This is a genomic window from Peribacillus sedimenti (genome assembly GCF_046237635.1).
In the GTDB taxonomy this organism is placed as follows: Bacteria; Bacillota; Bacilli; order Bacillales; family DSM-1321; genus Peribacillus; species Peribacillus sedimenti.
Genome location: NZ_CP143547.1, coordinates 624,017 through 640,197 on the forward strand (window position 1 = coordinate 624,017; position 16,181 = coordinate 640,197).

The window sequence follows — 16,181 nt, forward strand, 5'->3', positions numbered from 1 at the left end:
GGCGATGGACAGTATTACAGTTGTATCACTATTAGATGTAATTGGTGAATTGTTTTCAGATGAAATTTCGATAGCTGTTTCGAATACTACCGAGTATATCTATTATCGGCCGAGTAAACGGATTGACCTGAAGATCCGGCCGGGTGACAGGGTGCGGGAAGGAACGATAGCCTATAAAGCGTTAGCTACGAATCAAAAAGTTTCGGAATTTATTAACCGGGATGTATTCGGGGTGCCCTACCACGGAATGGCTGTGCCCTTTCTTCATGAAGGCAAGCTGCAAGGAACAGTGACGGCAATATATCCCGCCCTTTCGGATGGAAAATCAGTAGTCACGATTAAAACACAGGATGCCTGGATTCCAATCCCGTTCTCAGACGTTGTATATCTGGAAGCAAAGGATAAAAAGACATATGTTTTTAGCGCAGAGCAATCTGGTACCCATAAGAACTCGCTCCAGGAATTTGAATACCTTCTTCCAAAAGATTACTTTATCAGATGCCACCGGTCCTTCATTGTCAATGTGAATCATATTAAAGAAATTTATCCAGATACCCACTCAACCTTTTTGCTTTATATGGATAACGGCGACAGGGTGCCGGTCAGTCAATCGTATTCAAGCTATTTCCGGAAACTGTTAGGGTTTTAATGGATTTTTTTGCTTTTTAGGCTTTGGTCATTCCAGCGCCTATCTTTAATTATGACGGCTGCACTGCCGGCATAACAGCTGCATAGCAAGATATGTCACTTGAAAATTAATGGAACCGCAACTATGAATAGTGCATATCCGTCAGTAAAATCCGTGGGAAAAAATGGCTTTGCCAACGAACAGGAAACCGCAGAAAGAATTTAATGGTTCACCTAAGGACGAAACAATTAGAGGCAAAATTCATCCATTTTTATTCTGCTTTAGTTTTCGATTTAACTGTTTTATCCGAATTTTCCGTAACTTATCCCGATGTCTCTATCTTTATCCGAATTAATGGGTAATATTATTTTATCATTACTAGCGGAGAGGGATGGGTGTATGGAAAAAAACTATCAGCGAATTAGAGACCCTCATTTATTGGATCGAGTAGTTTCACCTGAGGAAGCTGCATCATGGATCCAGGACGGAATGACTCTTGGATTAAGCGGGTTTACACGAGCAGGAGATGTGAAAGCAGTTCCTTTTGCTTTGGTCAAAAGAGCTGAGCAGGAGACATTTAAAGTGAATGTCTATACCGGTGCATCTTTGGGCTCGGATGTAGATAAATTATTTGCGGAAGCAGGTATCCTGGGCAAAAGGCTTCCTTTCCAGGCAGACCCAACGATGAGACGGGGCATTAATCAGGGAGATTTTCTGTTCGTCGACCAGCATTTATCACATACAGCTGAGCTGGTGCGTGCAAATGTGATGGCCCCAATTGATTATGCAATTTTGGAAGCGGTTTCTATTACGGAGGACGGGATGGTGATCCCGACTACATCAATCGGAAATTCTTTATTATTTGCCCAAAATGCAGAATCTATCATTATTGAAATCAATATGGCCCAGTCCGAGAAATTAGAGGGACTGCATGATCTGTATGAGCCAGGCAAGCAGGGTGATAGGTCTCCGATTCCATTGACAAAATCAGATGATCGCATCGGATCGTTAGGAATCCCGATTGATGTGGAAAAGGTAAAAGGAATCGTGTTTACAAATCAATTGGATTCTCCTTCTACCATTGTCCAGCCGGATGAAGAAACAAAAATCATGGCCCAGCATTTAATTGGGTTCCTCCGGAAGGAAGTGGAAGCTGGCCGCCTCACAGAACGTCTTGCTCCTTTACAGTCAGGAATCGGTTCTGTGGCAAATGCAGTTCTGCATGGCATGCTGGATTCGGAGTTTGAAGACCTGGAGGTATATTCCGAAGTATTGCAGGATGCAGTTTTTGATTTGATGGATGCTGGAAAGGTGAAATTTGCATCATGCTGTTCCATCACACTTTCGGATACAAAAATGAAAGAGGTATTTTCCAATATTGAAAAGTATCGCGAACGCTTGATCATGAGGCCGCAGGAAATCTCCAATCATCCTGAAATCATCCGTCGCCTCGGTTTGATTTCCATCAATACAGCATTGGAACTGGATATCTACGGTAATGTCAATTCCACCCATGTCTCGGGAACAAAAATGATGAACGGAATCGGGGGATCAGGGGATTTTGCCAGAAACGCACGGCTTGCCATCTTTGTAACAAAATCCATTGCGAAAAATGGGGATATCTCAAGTATCGTTCCGTTTGTCTCACATGTGGACCACACAGAGCATGATGTGGATGTCATTGTGACAGAGCAGGGATACGCAGACTTGCGCGGCCTTGCACCAAGGGAAAGAGTAGAGCTCATCATTGAAAACTGTGCCCACCCGACCTATCGCAGGCAGCTTTGGGAGTACTACCAGGAAGCACTTAGTCGTGGCGGACAAACCCCGCATGTTCTGGAAAAAGCATTTTCCTGGCACACAAACTTTGCCAACAATGGCACCATGCTCGAAGCAGCGACAGTCGATAGCCTGTAATTTTTTCAAAAATAAACACGTTCTTGCTTGAAAGCGTACTGCAACCGCCAGTACGCTTATTTTGTTAAAGGGTGTCAAACACCTAGACAATTCTGACACAATTTATTTGGACAGCCACGAATTCCTCAACCATGCATATTTCAATATAAGTTAAGTAAGTAGTCGAAAAATTTAAAAATTTGTGTTAAAGTATACAAAATGAAGTATAAGCTTCACCTAAAGTAATGAATGAAGAATTTACTGCACTCATGAAAGGATAAGTGAATGGAACAGCTTTTTAAACTTTTAGTAAAGGAAAAGTTTCCCCATTTATCGGCAGGACAGAAGAAAGTGGCAACTTATCTGGTTGACAACCTGGAGGAAGCTGCTTTTAAAACAGCATTTCAAATCGGACGTAAAGCGCAGGTCAGCGAAACAACGGTCATTCGCCTCTCCTATGCTTTAGGGTTTCAAGGGTTTAGCCAAATGCAGGAGAAAATTCAAGAGCAGCTTATTCATCACAACAAAACGGGAGCTGCCAGCAGAGGACATAGCGGCAATGGAAGTGTGACTGAGGATACATTTACCAGGTTGATAGAAAGCCAGGTTCATATTTTAGAGCATTTACTGGATTATACGAATGTGCAGGATATCTGGAAAGCAGTGGATGCTCTCATAGCAGCTGACCAAATCCTGATTGCCGGGCACAGGATTTCCAATGCGGCGGCCAATTGGCTCTCCCATTCTTTAAGCTCATTAAGGGAAAATGTAAGCCTATGTTCCCCGGCCGGTGACTTTTTTGAGAAGCTTTGCAATCTTACTGAACGTTCGGTGGTAGTAGTTATTTCCTTCCCCAGGTACGCGAAAGAAACCTTCAAGATCGCGGAGTGTGCGAAGCAACAGGGTATTACCTTGCTTTCGGTCACCGATCGTCTCCTGTCACCGGTTGGCAGGATTTCTGATATTACGCTCACAACTGAAGAAAATGCAGAAAGCGGTACCAACTCAACAGCTTCCGTAATCAGCTTGCTTGAACTGGTCATCGCAGGAATTCATGAGCGGGACGAAAAGCGAATTCAGCTCCATCAGCAAAAGCTTGAAAAACTTTATTCGGAAAACAATGTGTTCATTGAATAACAAAAAAAGTAGCATAAGAGGTGTACACAGCCATGAATCCCATGGATTATATCGATCAGCATCAAAGTGAAATTGAAACAACGTATCATGCTCTCCATTCATTGGCGGAGCCAAGCTGGAAGGAGGAGCAGACTTCCCGTTATATAAGGGAACGACTGACGGAAGCGGGACTATCGGTCAAAACCTTTTCCGGGCATTATGGATTGATTGCAGAAATTCCTGGTCAATCATCTGAAATAGTCGCCTTGAGGGCGGATATGGATGCGCTTGTCCAGGAAGTGGATGGAGTGGTGAAGCCTAATCATTCCTGCGGTCATGATGCCCACAGTACTATGGTGCTGTATGCAGCATTATCCATTGCTGCAAGCGGGGTCACGCCTAAACATACTCTACGGTTTATCTTCCAGCCAGCTGAAGAAAAAGGGGAAGGCGCCCTGCAGATGATGAACGAGGGGGCACTAGAGAATGTTACCAAGCTGTTTGGCGTCCATTTACGTCCGAAAGTCGAAGTGCCCTTCAATAAAGCCTCCGCTGCTATAATGCATGCGTCTGCGGGTAGCATAATCGGCACTATAAAGGGCAGACAGGCACATGCAGCGCGGCCTAAGGAAGGAATCAACGCCATTGAGGCAGCCGCTTTAATCGTTCAAAAATTAAAGCAGATGGATTTGCAAACGGAGATTCCCCACTCCATTAAAATGACCAGGCTTATCGTAGAAAATGAGGCGTCCAATGTCATTCCGGAAACAGCCGTTTTCACGCTGGATGCAAGGGCCCAATCAAATGAAGTGATGCAGGAATTGATGCGGCAGGCGAAGGAAGCGATTAAAGAGTCTGCACATGAAACCGGTGCAGTCATTTCGCTGTCCAGAGAAGAGTGTCTGCCTGCTGCCACATTGAACCCGGAGGCTATGAAGCTAGCAGAAAGGGCAATCGCTGAAATTCTTGGAAAAGACAATGTCACAGAGAGGTGTGTGTCACAGGGAGGTGAGGATTTTCATTTCTACACCGTTAAAAATCCAGGACTGAAGGCAACTATGGTAGGATTGGGCTGTGATTTAGCTCCCGGTCTGCATCATCCGCAAATGTCATTCCAGTTGAAGGCGCTTCATTATGGAGCGAAAATTCTAACCAAGACTGTATTATTGGCATCTGAGAATAAATAGAAAGAAAAAACTAGTCTTTATAGAGAGGTGCTATATGCAGCCAACTACAGCAAAAACTAAAACAAATGCGTCAGCGTACCCAAGCGGAGACCACTTGGAAAGAAAGCTTAAAACCAGGCATCTATCCATGATTGCAATCGGGGGAACCATAGGTACAGGGCTATTTTTAGCAAGCGGTTCCACGATAGCGACGGCTGGTCCCGGCGGTGCGCTTGCCGCCTATCTGATTGCAGGAATCATGGTGTATTTCATTATGATGAGCCTTGGTGAAATGGCCGCTTTTATCCCGATTACGGGTTCCTTCAGTACATACTCTTCCCGGTTCGTTGACCCGGCCCTTGGATTTGCAATTGGCTGGAACTATTGGTATAACAATGCCATTATCGTGGCGCTTGAGTTATCCGCTTCAGCGATCCTTATGAAGTACTGGCTGCCGGATGTCCCGGGAATCATTTGGAGCGCGTTGTTTCTTGGACTGATATTGGGATTGAATATTTTGTCTGTCAAGGGTTACGGGGAATCGGAATATTGGTTCTCCATCATTAAAGTAGCGACTATTATCATCTTTATTATTACGGGGCTTTTAATGATTTTGGGCATTATGAATGGAGACGCAAAAGGATTTGAAAATTTTACAACAGGTGATGCACCGTTTAACGGCGGCTTCCTGTCCATCATAAGTGTGTTTATGATCGTAGGTTTTGCCTTCCAGGGAACAGAGCTTGTCGGGATCGCCGCAGGTGAAAGTGAAAATCCCGAGAAAAACATGCCAAAGGCCGTTAAACAGATTTTTTGGCGGCTGCTGTTGTTCTATGTGCTTGCTATTTTTGTCATTGGATGTCTAATCAGCTATCAGGATCCACAGCTATTGGGTGCAGATATAGATAATGTTGCGGTAAGTCCGTTTACGCTCGTATTCGAACGTGCAGGTCTTGCGTTCGCAGCGGCCTTGATGAACGCTGTAATCCTTACTGCCATTTTATCAGCTGGAAACTCGGCCTTGTATGCAGCTTCCCGTGTCCTTTGGGTGCTGGCGAAGGAAGGCAAGGCTCCGGCATTCTTAAAAAATGTCAACAGAACAGGGATTCCTTTGAATGCCCTATGTGTATCTGCCTTAATCGGGACAGCGGCGTTCCTGACTTCCATTTTCGGTGATGGGACCGTGTATTCCTGGCTGCTAAATGCCTCGGGGCTCGCAGGTTTTCTTTCTTGGCTCGGAATTTCGATCACCCATTACCGTTTCAGAAAGGCCTATGTTGCCCAGGGCAGAAATTTAAAGGATTTGCCGTATGTAGCAAAATGGTACCCGTTTGGCCCTATTTTTGCCACAGCATTGTGTTTAGTCGCGATTTTTGGACAAAACTACGGTGCATTTTTCGGTGATGAAATCGACTGGTATGGTGCCATGGTTTCGTATATCGGACTTCCGTTATTTTTACTTGCCTATTTTGGTTATAAAAGCGTGAAAAAGACAAAACTGGTTCCATTGAAGGAAGCTGATTTCAGCAGGGAATAAGTCGAGGAAAGGGGGAATTGAACATGTCACATGCAGGTGAAATAGAGATACGTTCCCTTTATTCAATTGAGGACCTCGAGCAGGTGCGAAAGCTTGAAAGTAACATTTGGGGACCAGAAGACTCAGTCCCGACACACCAAACGATCACTGCAGTGAAAAATGGAGGCCTGGTTCTCGGGGCCTTCCTTGGTGACAAGCTTGTCGGATTTCAATACAGTTTTCCGGGGTTTAACGGAAAAGAGGCCTATTTATGCTCCCACATCCTCGCGACGGATCAGCAGTTCCGCAACCGTAAAATTGGAGAGAAGCTAAAAATTGCACAGCGTGAGGAAGCACTGAAGCTTGGTTATTCTCTGATTACCTGGACGTATGACCCGCTGGAGAGCATTAATGGATATTTAAATATATCAAAGCTCGGTGCAGTTTGCTCGGTTTATATCGAAAACTGTTACGGAGAGATGGAAGATCTGTTGAATGAGGGGCTTGCGTCTGACCGGTTTCAGGTTGAATGGTACATAAACGAGCAGAAAAAAAACACTCAGGAGCCAAGTCACACGGCTGCCATCGAAAATTCCTTGATTCAATGGGAGATGGATGATGCAGGGCTGCCATATCCTGCTGGCTTGCTGCCGCTTACCGATGATGGCGAAGAGGTGTATGTGGCGATACCGAAGGATTTCCGGGGCATCCGTGAGACAGATATGGAACTGGCTTCAAAGTGGCGGATGGCGTCCAGAGAAATTTTTACTGCATTATTCGAACAGGGTTGGCAGGTAACAGGATTTTTGAAAAATGCCCTGCCAGATATTCCGGTACAATTTTATGTTTTGAGTAAAAAATAATCCATGCTGAAAATGTAATACGCAGGTTCCATAAAAGGAGTTATCCCGCATGAAAATAAAAAGAGTAAATCTTAGACACCTTAAGCTTGATTTGCTTCATCCTTTTACTACAAGCTTCATGACCGAATATGACCGCGAATTTATCCTTGTGGAAGTGGTCGGTGAGGATGGGCAGTCAGGCTGGGCAGAGTCTGTGGCAATGATTGACCCGCTGTACAATGAAGAGACGATCAAAACTAATTGGCATATGCTCGAGGATTATTTGATCCCGATTCTGCTGAGAACCGAAATCCATCATCCGGATGAACTGTCTGAGAAGCATTTCAGCCATATTCGTGCCAATTACATGGCAAAGTCGGCTCTAGAGGGAGCTGTTTGGGACCTATACGCCAGGCAGCAAAATGCTTCCCTGGCGAGTGTTCTTGGCGGGACCAAAAAGAGTATAGAAGTCGGAGTAAGCATCGGAATCAAGGATTCCATCGATGAGACCCTTGATGTAATCGGACAAAGGCTGAGTGAAGGCTATAAACGGTTTAAGCTGAAAATTAAACCAGGCTGGGATATTGATTTGATTGACAGGGTTCGAAAGGACTATCCGGAAATTCCGTTGATGGCGGATGCCAACTCAGCTTATTCCCTGGAAGATATGGAACGTCTGGCGGCATTGGATGATTATAATTTAATGATGATTGAGCAGCCGCTTGCACACAATGATATCATCGACCATGCCGATCTTCAGGCAAGAATGAAGACACCTGTCTGCCTCGACGAAAGCATCCATTCGCTGGAGGATACTAGGAAAGCTTTGAAGCTCGGAAGCTGTAAAATTATTAATATTAAAATTGGCCGTGTTGGCGGACTGACCGAATCAAAGAAAATCCATGACCTATGCCAGCAGCATGAAATCCCGGTTTGGTGCGGGGGAATGCTGGAGTCCGGAATTGGCCGGGCGCACAATATTGCAATCACCTCGCTGCCAAACTTTACACTGCCTGGTGATACGGCCGCCTCATCCCTGTACTGGGCCGAGGATATCATCGACCCTGAGGTAACCGTGGAAGACGGATCTATCACCATCCCGGATTCTCCCGGTATCGGCTATGCACCAAGTGTGGCAAAAATTGATAAGTATACCATGTACAGCAAGAGCTATAGATGATTTTGGACGAACCAGCTATTAAAGATTCAGCTGGTTTTTTTAGTTTTTGGAGAAACAAGATTTTATGACAGCTAATGATCAGAATGGATTATCATGAGGTGGATGAAGAACCGAACTATAAAGAATGCTAAGAGCTTTTCCTTATATAAGTAAAAAGGGAGCAAATCTGACGTAAGAGAGGAAGCCCAAGCTTCATTACCATGGCATAACAATATCGGATGGTTATTGATCAAGCGCAATGAGGAAAACACCCTGCGCATTTTAAGCTGCTTTCCTACAAGCTTAAAATGCAAGTTTGCTGGATTTTATATTTCCTCTCAATCTTGAATTTTTTCCTGATAACATCAGCAATATACTCTATAACTCGTTTGCTCTTTAATGCGATAGGGTACGAAGACAATGTATCATCAAGATTTTACATAAAATCCAGGAACAGAAGGGAGCATCCAAATGGGCGAAGAGAGAAGAGTCAATGGGAACAGTAAAAATGAGCAGCTAGAACAATTTAGAGTGGATGATTCAGGGAAAACGATGACGACAAATCAGGGGCTCAGGATTTCTGAGGACGAGTTTTCATTAAAAGCGGGTGAGCGCGGTCCTACTTTGCTGGAGGACTTCCATTTCCGTGAAAAAATGACACATTTTGACCATGAGAGGATTCCTGAGCGGATTGTTCATGCCAGGGGCTTTGCAGCGCATGGCGAATTCCAGGTATATGAATCTTTGAGTGAGTACACCAAAGCGAAATTTCTACAGGACCCGTCAGTGAAGACACCTGTTTTCGTCCGGTTTTCTACTGTTGCAGGATCACGCGGTTCTGCGGAAACGGTGCGCGATGTCCGTGGGTTTTCTACTAAGTTTTATACAGAGGAAGGAAACTACGATCTTGTAGGGAATAATATTCCCGTCTTTTTCATTCAGGATGCGATCAAGTTTCCGGATTTAGTTCATGCCGTGAAGCCGGAACCGCATAATGAGATGCCTCAGGCTGCGTCAGCCCATGATACTTTTTGGGATTTTGTCGCCAATAACCAGGAATCAGCCCACATGATCATGTGGCATTTGTCAGATCATGCAATTCCCCGCAGCTTCCGGATGATGGAAGGATTCGGGGTCCATACCTTCCGCCTGGTGAACGACCAGGGAAAGGCGCATTTTGTTAAATTTCATTGGAAACCGGTACTGGGCATTCATTCCCTTGTGTGGGATGAAGCACAGAAGATTGCAGGAAAAGACCCGGATTTCCATCGGCGCGACCTTTGGGAAGCCATTGAAAAAGGGGATTATCCGGAATACGAATTGGGTGTCCAGCTTCTCAGCGAAGAAGATGAATTTAAATTTGATTTTGATATTCTTGATCCAACTAAAATCTGGCCGGAAGAGGATGTACCGGTAAAAATCATCGGCAAAATGACGCTGAACCGCAATGTGGATAATGTATTTGCCGAAACAGAACAGGTGGCATTCCATCCGGGCCATGTAGTCCCAGGGATTGATTTTTCCAATGATCCACTCTTGCAGGGCCGATTATTCTCTTATACAGATACACAATTAATCCGGCTCGGCGGACCGAATTTTCATGAGCTGCCAATCAATAGGCCTGTATGTCCATTCCATAATAATCAACGGGATGGTTATGGACGCCATACGATTAACGTAGGAAGAGTCAGCTATCACAAAAATTCACTTGCTGGAAATACCCCTGCGCCGGCAAGCGAAGCGGACGGCGGGTATGTTCATTATCAAGAAAAAATAGAGGGGCATAAAGTTCGCAGCCGCAGTGAAAGCTTTAAAGACTTTTTCTCCCAGGCTAAGCTGTTCTGGAACAGCATGAGTGAGCCTGAAAAAATGCACATCATCCAGGCGTTCAGCTTTGAACTGGGTAAAGTGAAGAGCAAATCTGTACAGCAGCAGGTAGTGAATATGTTTGGCAATGTCAGTATGGATATGGCTGCTGCTGTCGCGGAGGAGATTGGTGCCAATCCGCCTGAAGGCGCAAGCGAATCGACAGTAACGAAGACTTCTCCGGCCCTTAGCCAGCTAAATACGAAGATGCTTCCCAATACACGGAAAGTTGGGGTCATCATTGGCAACGGGTTTAATGAAGCTGAGGTATTGGGCGTTCTGGAGCAGTTAAAGGCAAGAGGCATCCAGCCGGAATTCATTAGTGATAAATTAGGAAAGGTTGCTGGCGCTGATGGTGCAGAGCTTGAGGTGGATCATACCTTCCTTACGAGCGATTCTGTGTTATTTGACGCCATATATGCTGTCAGCGGCCCAAATCAAGGCAAAAAGTTTGAAAAAGATGCCGCTTACTTTATTCAAGAAGCTTTTAGCCATTATAAGCCAATCGGAGCTACCCATGAAGCGAGCAGTCTGCTGGCGGGAATGGAGAACAGTCCTGGTGTAGTCATTGCAGAGGATCACAATGAATTTACATTACAATTTGCCGAAGCCATCTCTGCCCATCGCCACTGGAGCAGGCAGGTAGTTTAGGCCCATAAGACGCAGAGAGGATAGTGTAAGCCTCTCTGTGTTACTTTATATGCCAAAATTTATCTTTACATAATGGTTTAATCAGGAGTAGTATTTTTATTGTCAGAAATGAAATAACAATGTCGGGATAACATGGATTTAAATAGTTTTTTCATTCCTGGTTGTAAACACCTGTCGTAACACATCTATTTCCAGAAACTGTTGTTTTCCACATCTTGGAGAAGCAGTTTTAGTATAGCCCTTAGCCAAAAGAGGGAATACATATATAACAACTAATAGGAGACTTGCTTAATGGACCAAACTCTATTGCTCAACTTGCTCGAAATCATTCTCATCAACATCGTCCTAAGCGGCGATAATGCAGTAGTCATAGCGTTAGCCTGCAGAAATCTGCCAGATCAGTATAAAAGGAAGGCAGTATTCTATGGAACCTTTGGAGCAATTCTGCTGCGGGTAGTACTGACCTTTGTAGCTGTATATGTTTTGCAGATTCCGTTCTTGAATTTCATTGGAGGCCTGCTTCTGTTGTGGATTGCAATAAATCTCCTGAAAGGGGAAGCTGAGGAAGAGGTAAAAGCCAATTCTACTCTATCAGGGGCGGTAAGGACCATTATTGTTGCAGACCTTGTCATGAGTCTTGATAATGTTGTGGCCGTTGCGGGTGCAGCTCACGGGAACATCATACTCATCGTGATTGGTCTTCTGATCAGCATCCCATTAATCATTTGGGGTAGCCAGATCCTAATGACAATCATGGAGAAATTCCCGATCATTGTTATTATCGGAGCCGGTTTACTGGGATATACTGCCGGAGAAATGATGCTGGGAGATAAAGCTGTTGGCCACTTCCTTGAGGAAATAAGCCCTGCTTTACACCTAATCTTCCCTATCGCATTAGCAGTTCTTGTTATCGTGGTTGGAAGGCTGAGTGCTTCAAAAAATAAAAGCCGTGCAAGAGGCTGAGTATGATTGGAAATAAGAGAGTCCCCAAGCGGGACTTTTTTTATGCATTTTTACAGTTAAAATCAGATAATTTTATTACCAAGACAAAGATTACGGGCAATCTTTGTCTTTTTTTACTACACGTTTTTAGATGGGATCAAAGCCTGATCCTGACCTCGTTTCCATCCTTTGCTATTACATTTACTATTTCGGTGCCTTTGTGCTTTTTTAGTTCCTTTAGCACCGATTTAAGTGCACTTTTGTCGATAACAGGAATGGCAAAATGGATTTTGTTTGCCTCCAGATGCGGCTTTGTCCATTTGTTAATAAGTCTATTGAAGGTTTGGGAAGAGATGACTGCTGCCCCTAAATGCAAAGCAGCGTACGGCACGGGAATAGTGAACCGTACAGATTTGGTCTTGACCCTGACATCCATCATGGCGGCCTCTATTCAATCGTTACGGAGACCATGTCTCCATTTGCTGATTTCACATCAACCAGCTGTCCGGCAAGTTCATTGTCTATCGCGTCCATAATCAGGTCTATATTGATATCCTTTACATATTTCTCTGACTGGGGGATGCTTGTAGCAATGTTGTGCCCGGCTAACAGCAGCACCTTCACAAGCTTGATGGGTATGTTCACATTGACATTATCATTTTCCTCGGACACGATACGGACTTTCAATGTTTTATCCGAATAATTCACTGCTTTGGCCGGGGAAGTGCTCCCAGCATCTTTTTGCGTCAGGACACTGATTAGCTCTGATGCTTTTTCAGCATCTATTTTTCCCTCTTGCACCATCATAATGATTTTTTCAATCTCGTTTTTCACATAATTTCCCCCTACTCTTCTTTTAATAGCTTTAATGCTTCGTCCGCAGTTATTTCGCCGCTTTCAAGCATAGCGACGATTTTTTTCTCATCTACTTCATTTTTCTTTTTAGGTTCATAGCCGAGGGATGAAATGATATCTGTCAGCCTGCCACGAACGGTGGGGTAGGAGATTCCCAATTCCTTCTCCACCTCTTTGATGTTGCCTCTGCATGTTAAAAATACTTCAACAAAGTCCAGCTGTTCCTTAGTTAATGAAGCCAGCCGGGATAGCTCAAATTCATTTTCGATCGTTGTATGGCAATGGCTGCAATGAAGCTTTGTGATCTTCAATGTATTCCTGCACACCGGACAATCCGTCAGTACTTGATAGGCCATATCGAGTTCCTTTCTTTTCCATTTGAGTCAATCTTAATGTATACAGTTTAAAAAGTAAATATTAAAAACTAAAAAAATTAAAAAAGTTAATTCGTTTATTAAAAATATTAATAAGACATCTTATTTGGGCTCCAAACTTGATAAGATGCGAGGGTTTGGACCAGGTTCGGTTTCGGGAGTATGACAAGTAGTACAGCAAGTCTCTAAATTTATTTTTACCGGTTATCGTCGTTTAGCCGTTAAAAGATAATGTGAATGTTGCTGCATATTGCTGTGTTTCACTATTTGATCCTTCTTGGGATTCAGTCCATTTTCGGTTTGTTGTAAAGCGGGCATAGCTAAATCATTACCTTCCCAAACGTAAGTAATCGTGAATAATTTTAAAAAAAGACGAAAAGCTAGATTAAATTAGTCAATTCGTAGGGTGCAAGAAAGACATTTTGTTTCATAAAATGGGGTACCTTTGTTATTGTAAAAAAATTATGAGGGAGTGCTATATGATCGCGAACAAACTTATTTACTCTATCTTATCCGCCGGTGTATGCATATCGCTGGCTGGCTGTGCTCAAAGTGAAACCGAAACTCGAAAAGAAAAGGATAGCGGGACAAAATCGGAACAGACACATGCTTCTGAATGGTCTTACTCAGGGAGCACCGGTCCTGAACACTGGGGAGACTTAGATGCTGCCAATGCTGCGTGTGCGAACGGGAAAGAACAATCCCCAATTAACCTTGAAAACTCTAAAGTAAAAGCAGATGCAAGAACTGAAAATGTGGAGATCCACTACAAATCCACGGCATTTTCCCTTGCTAATAACGGACATACGATTCAGGGGAACCCGGCTGCAGCAGGCAATTCCATCATTCTTGGCGGCAAAGAATACAAATTGGCACAATTTCACTTCCATCTGCCTAGCGAACATCAGATGAATGGGAAAAATTTAGATATGGAATTGCATCTTGTACATAAAGATTCAGATAACCAGTTGGCGGTATTGGGACTGATGATCAAGAATGGAGACTCGAATCAGGCATTGAACAAAGCCTGGGAGGTGCTTCCGAAAGAAAAAACCACTGAGGATGTAAAATTGTCTGAGCCTATCGATTTGGTTAGCTTGCTGCCCAAGGAGCAAACAACAATACAATATAGAGGTTCTTTAACTACCCCGCCATGTACAGAGGGTGTGAAATGGCTCGTCATGGAACAGCCAATACAGATGTCAAAAGACCAAATTGCCACATTTAGAGAGCTTTTCCCGGACAACCACCGTCCTGTGGAGCCGTTGAACGACAGGGAAATCGTTGAGGCGGGAGCACGCTAACATGAGTCATCACTGAAGGCATTGTTGATTTTTCTAAGCAATAGAAAGCCCTGTAATAACAAATAAAAGCTATCTTCCTTTAGATAGCTTTTTTCTATTGCTTAAGTCTTCGCACAAATTTCCCTTGGTCATTAAGATTGCGGACACTAAGCAGAATGGACCGATTCACTATGAAGTATAAATCTATGTTTGAAGCTCTCATGACCTCCTTGATTAGCAGAGACATATGTCAGCATGATATGATCCATCTGGAAGGGAAACGATACAGTTTAATAGAAAAAAGAATATATTGCTTATTTGAGGTGATTAGAGTGGAGTAGGTCGGTTTACATCCCCTTCTGATTTATGTGGAACAGGAGAACCTGCGGCATTCTTTTACAAAGGCGGTTGAAGAAAGGCCTAAAGAGTGGTCCAGCGGGTTTATGGAATATTACAATAACCAGGGATATGGAAAAAATCACGGTGCTGAAGGACTCGAGGGTACTTTGGCTGTTCTTGGAGCAAGGAGCAAATTGGAGTCTAAAATATTTGATACATTAAAGATGGATAAGGTCAACATTAATAATACCCAATTTGACTTGGCTAGTCTGAGAACAAAAGTAAAAGATATAGTAGAGTCAATGTAGTGAATGGAGAAGCTGATCCGGAAGGACAGCTTCTTTTTGTACATTTTAACTGGTATAAACTGGTCTTCGCAAAAAAGGATTGCGCCTATTTTTGCAGTTGACGAATCCAAACCGCGAGCTGAAGGGTAATGGCATCATTCAAAGTAAGAGGGTCATAGCCTGTTTCTTCCTTGATTCTTTTCAATCTATAGAGCAGGGAGTTCCGATGGATGAACAAGCTTTTCGCGCATGCCCCGATATGTTGATTATTTTTGAAAAGTTGGTCCAATGTATCTATGAATTTATCTGATAGGTTTCCTAGAACGCGTCTTTGAAATTGTTGTTTCGTTCGTTCATCAAGACCGGTAATGAGCGCCTTTGTTTCAACCTCTGGAAACGTAATTAGCTGCTGTTCGGGATCGCCTGCGAGTAAAGCTAAATTTGCCGCTTCATACGATTGGAAAATATGATTTTCCTCCGGCACGCTTAACCCGAGACCTATACGAGCGAATATATCTTTTTCTTTCAGCTTGGCAAGGCAGAGTCTTACATGATGTGAAAAGGTGTCTTCTTTCAGCCGGGAGGCCAGGATGAAAATGCGGTTTACATGTAAAAAACCGATTATCACCGAGTCTTGGTGAATAAAGATATCATCAAATATTTTTAAAAGTTCTGCTTCTGTTTTATTGCCAGTCTCCAAATCTACAAGTGCCACCTGGTAAGGAGGGATTAGCGTGATTTCTAACAGATTTAATTTTTGCCTCACGGATTCCCTATCATAGCCTGTCTTAACAAGCTCATCGAATACTTGTGCCTTAAGTCTTTGCTTCCACTCAATCTGTTCTGTCAGGAAGGACTGCTCGATCATCATTTCCGTTATCATTTTCACCAGCTCGCCAAACTCCATAATTTCGTCAGGATGTCCGGTAATGCCAATGACGGCGATGTTACGGTCCATAAATCGAATGGGGAGATTGATGCCGGGAAGTGTACCCTGCCAATTCTGTATTTCAGTATCATAAATAATCAGCGGTTTTCCAGTATGAACAACCTCCAGTGCCCCCTCATGGATCTGATTAATCCTATCCGAATCACCCGATGCAATAATGATACCTTTTTCATTCATGATATTAATGTTTCGATTGAGCCGGATCATTGTCTGTTCGACAATTTTTCTTGCCAGCTGCGGACTCAGCATCTTTGACCATTCCTTTTTGCAAACGCTTTATTTGTATATTATAAACAAAATATTCTTAAAAAT

15 protein-coding genes are annotated in these 16,181 nt (G+C 43.6%); 11 read left to right on the forward strand and 4 right to left on the reverse strand.

Annotated elements, in window-relative coordinates:
• Nucleotides 1–4: 4 nt before the first annotated feature.
• The 9 genes from V1500_RS03225 (at nucleotide 5) to V1500_RS03265 (ending at nucleotide 11,803) form a co-directional block, all read left to right on the forward strand.
• Nucleotides 5–649 carry a LytTR family DNA-binding domain-containing protein gene (locus tag V1500_RS03225; protein ID WP_409304170.1) on the forward strand — a complete coding sequence of 215 codons (645 nt, stop codon included), beginning with the start codon at nucleotides 5–7 and terminating at the stop codon, nucleotides 647–649.
• Nucleotides 650–1,027: 378 nt separating this feature from the next.
• A complete protein-coding gene (locus V1500_RS03230; protein ID WP_409304171.1) occupies nucleotides 1,028–2,545 on the forward strand; it encodes an acetyl-CoA hydrolase/transferase family protein in 1,518 nt (505 codons plus the stop codon).
• Nucleotides 2,546–2,809: 264 nt separating this feature from the next.
• Nucleotides 2,810–3,661, forward strand: a complete 852-nt coding sequence (locus tag V1500_RS03235) for a MurR/RpiR family transcriptional regulator (protein WP_409304172.1) — start codon at nucleotides 2,810–2,812, stop codon at nucleotides 3,659–3,661.
• Nucleotides 3,662–3,693: 32 nt separating this feature from the next.
• Nucleotides 3,694–4,827: an amidohydrolase gene (locus tag V1500_RS03240; protein ID WP_409304173.1), complete on the forward strand. Its 1,134-nt coding sequence runs from the start codon at nucleotides 3,694–3,696 to the stop codon at nucleotides 4,825–4,827.
• A gap of 34 nt (nucleotides 4,828–4,861) precedes the next feature.
• A complete protein-coding gene (locus tag V1500_RS03245; protein ID WP_409304174.1) occupies nucleotides 4,862–6,343 on the forward strand; it encodes an amino acid permease in 1,482 nt (493 codons plus the stop codon).
• A 23-nt stretch (nucleotides 6,344–6,366) separates the two neighbouring features.
• Nucleotides 6,367–7,185, forward strand: a complete 819-nt coding sequence (locus V1500_RS03250) for a GNAT family N-acetyltransferase (RefSeq protein WP_409304175.1) — start codon at nucleotides 6,367–6,369, stop codon at nucleotides 7,183–7,185.
• 49 nt (nucleotides 7,186–7,234) lie between these two features.
• Entirely contained in the window at nucleotides 7,235–8,344 is a 1,110-nt protein-coding gene (menC, locus tag V1500_RS03255; protein WP_409304176.1) for an o-succinylbenzoate synthase, read from the forward strand.
• Between the two features lie 450 nt (nucleotides 8,345–8,794).
• Nucleotides 8,795–10,840 (forward strand): catalase, encoded by a 2,046-nt coding sequence (locus V1500_RS03260; protein ID WP_409304177.1) that lies wholly within the window; start codon nucleotides 8,795–8,797, stop codon nucleotides 10,838–10,840.
• 291 nt (nucleotides 10,841–11,131) lie between these two features.
• Nucleotides 11,132–11,803 carry a TerC family protein gene (locus V1500_RS03265; RefSeq protein WP_409304178.1) on the forward strand — a complete coding sequence of 224 codons (672 nt, stop codon included), beginning with the start codon at nucleotides 11,132–11,134 and terminating at the stop codon, nucleotides 11,801–11,803.
• 136 nt (nucleotides 11,804–11,939) lie between these two features.
• On the opposite strand, the gene V1500_RS03270 is transcribed toward V1500_RS03265, so the two are convergent.
• Genes V1500_RS03270 through V1500_RS03280 form a run of 3 tightly spaced genes read right to left on the reverse strand, consistent with a single transcriptional unit; the run spans nucleotide 11,940 to nucleotide 12,993 of the window.
• A complete protein-coding gene (locus V1500_RS03270; protein WP_409304179.1) occupies nucleotides 11,940–12,221 on the reverse strand; it encodes a hypothetical protein in 282 nt (93 codons plus the stop codon).
• Nucleotides 12,222–12,229: 8 nt separating this feature from the next.
• A complete protein-coding gene (locus V1500_RS03275) occupies nucleotides 12,230–12,616 on the reverse strand; it encodes a hypothetical protein (protein ID WP_409304180.1) in 387 nt (128 codons plus the stop codon).
• Between the two features lie 11 nt (nucleotides 12,617–12,627).
• Nucleotides 12,628–12,993: a DUF2089 domain-containing protein gene (locus V1500_RS03280; protein ID WP_409304181.1), complete on the reverse strand. Its 366-nt coding sequence runs from the start codon at nucleotides 12,991–12,993 to the stop codon at nucleotides 12,628–12,630.
• Nucleotides 12,994–13,490: 497 nt separating this feature from the next.
• On the opposite strand from V1500_RS03280, the gene V1500_RS03285 reads away from it, so the two are divergent.
• Entirely contained in the window at nucleotides 13,491–14,315 is an 825-nt protein-coding gene (locus V1500_RS03285; RefSeq protein WP_409304182.1) for a carbonic anhydrase, read from the forward strand.
• Nucleotides 14,316–14,662: 347 nt separating this feature from the next.
• Nucleotides 14,663–14,941, forward strand: a complete 279-nt coding sequence (locus V1500_RS03290) for a hypothetical protein (protein ID WP_409304183.1) — start codon at nucleotides 14,663–14,665, stop codon at nucleotides 14,939–14,941.
• A gap of 85 nt (nucleotides 14,942–15,026) precedes the next feature.
• Here the strand turns inward: V1500_RS03290 and V1500_RS03295 are convergent, their stop codons facing one another.
• The gene (locus V1500_RS03295; protein WP_409304184.1) at nucleotides 15,027–16,118 is read right to left on the reverse strand and encodes a CdaR family transcriptional regulator; all 1,092 of its coding nucleotides are present in this window, start codon (nucleotides 16,116–16,118) and stop codon (nucleotides 15,027–15,029) included.
• Nucleotides 16,119–16,181 lie beyond the last annotated feature (63 nt).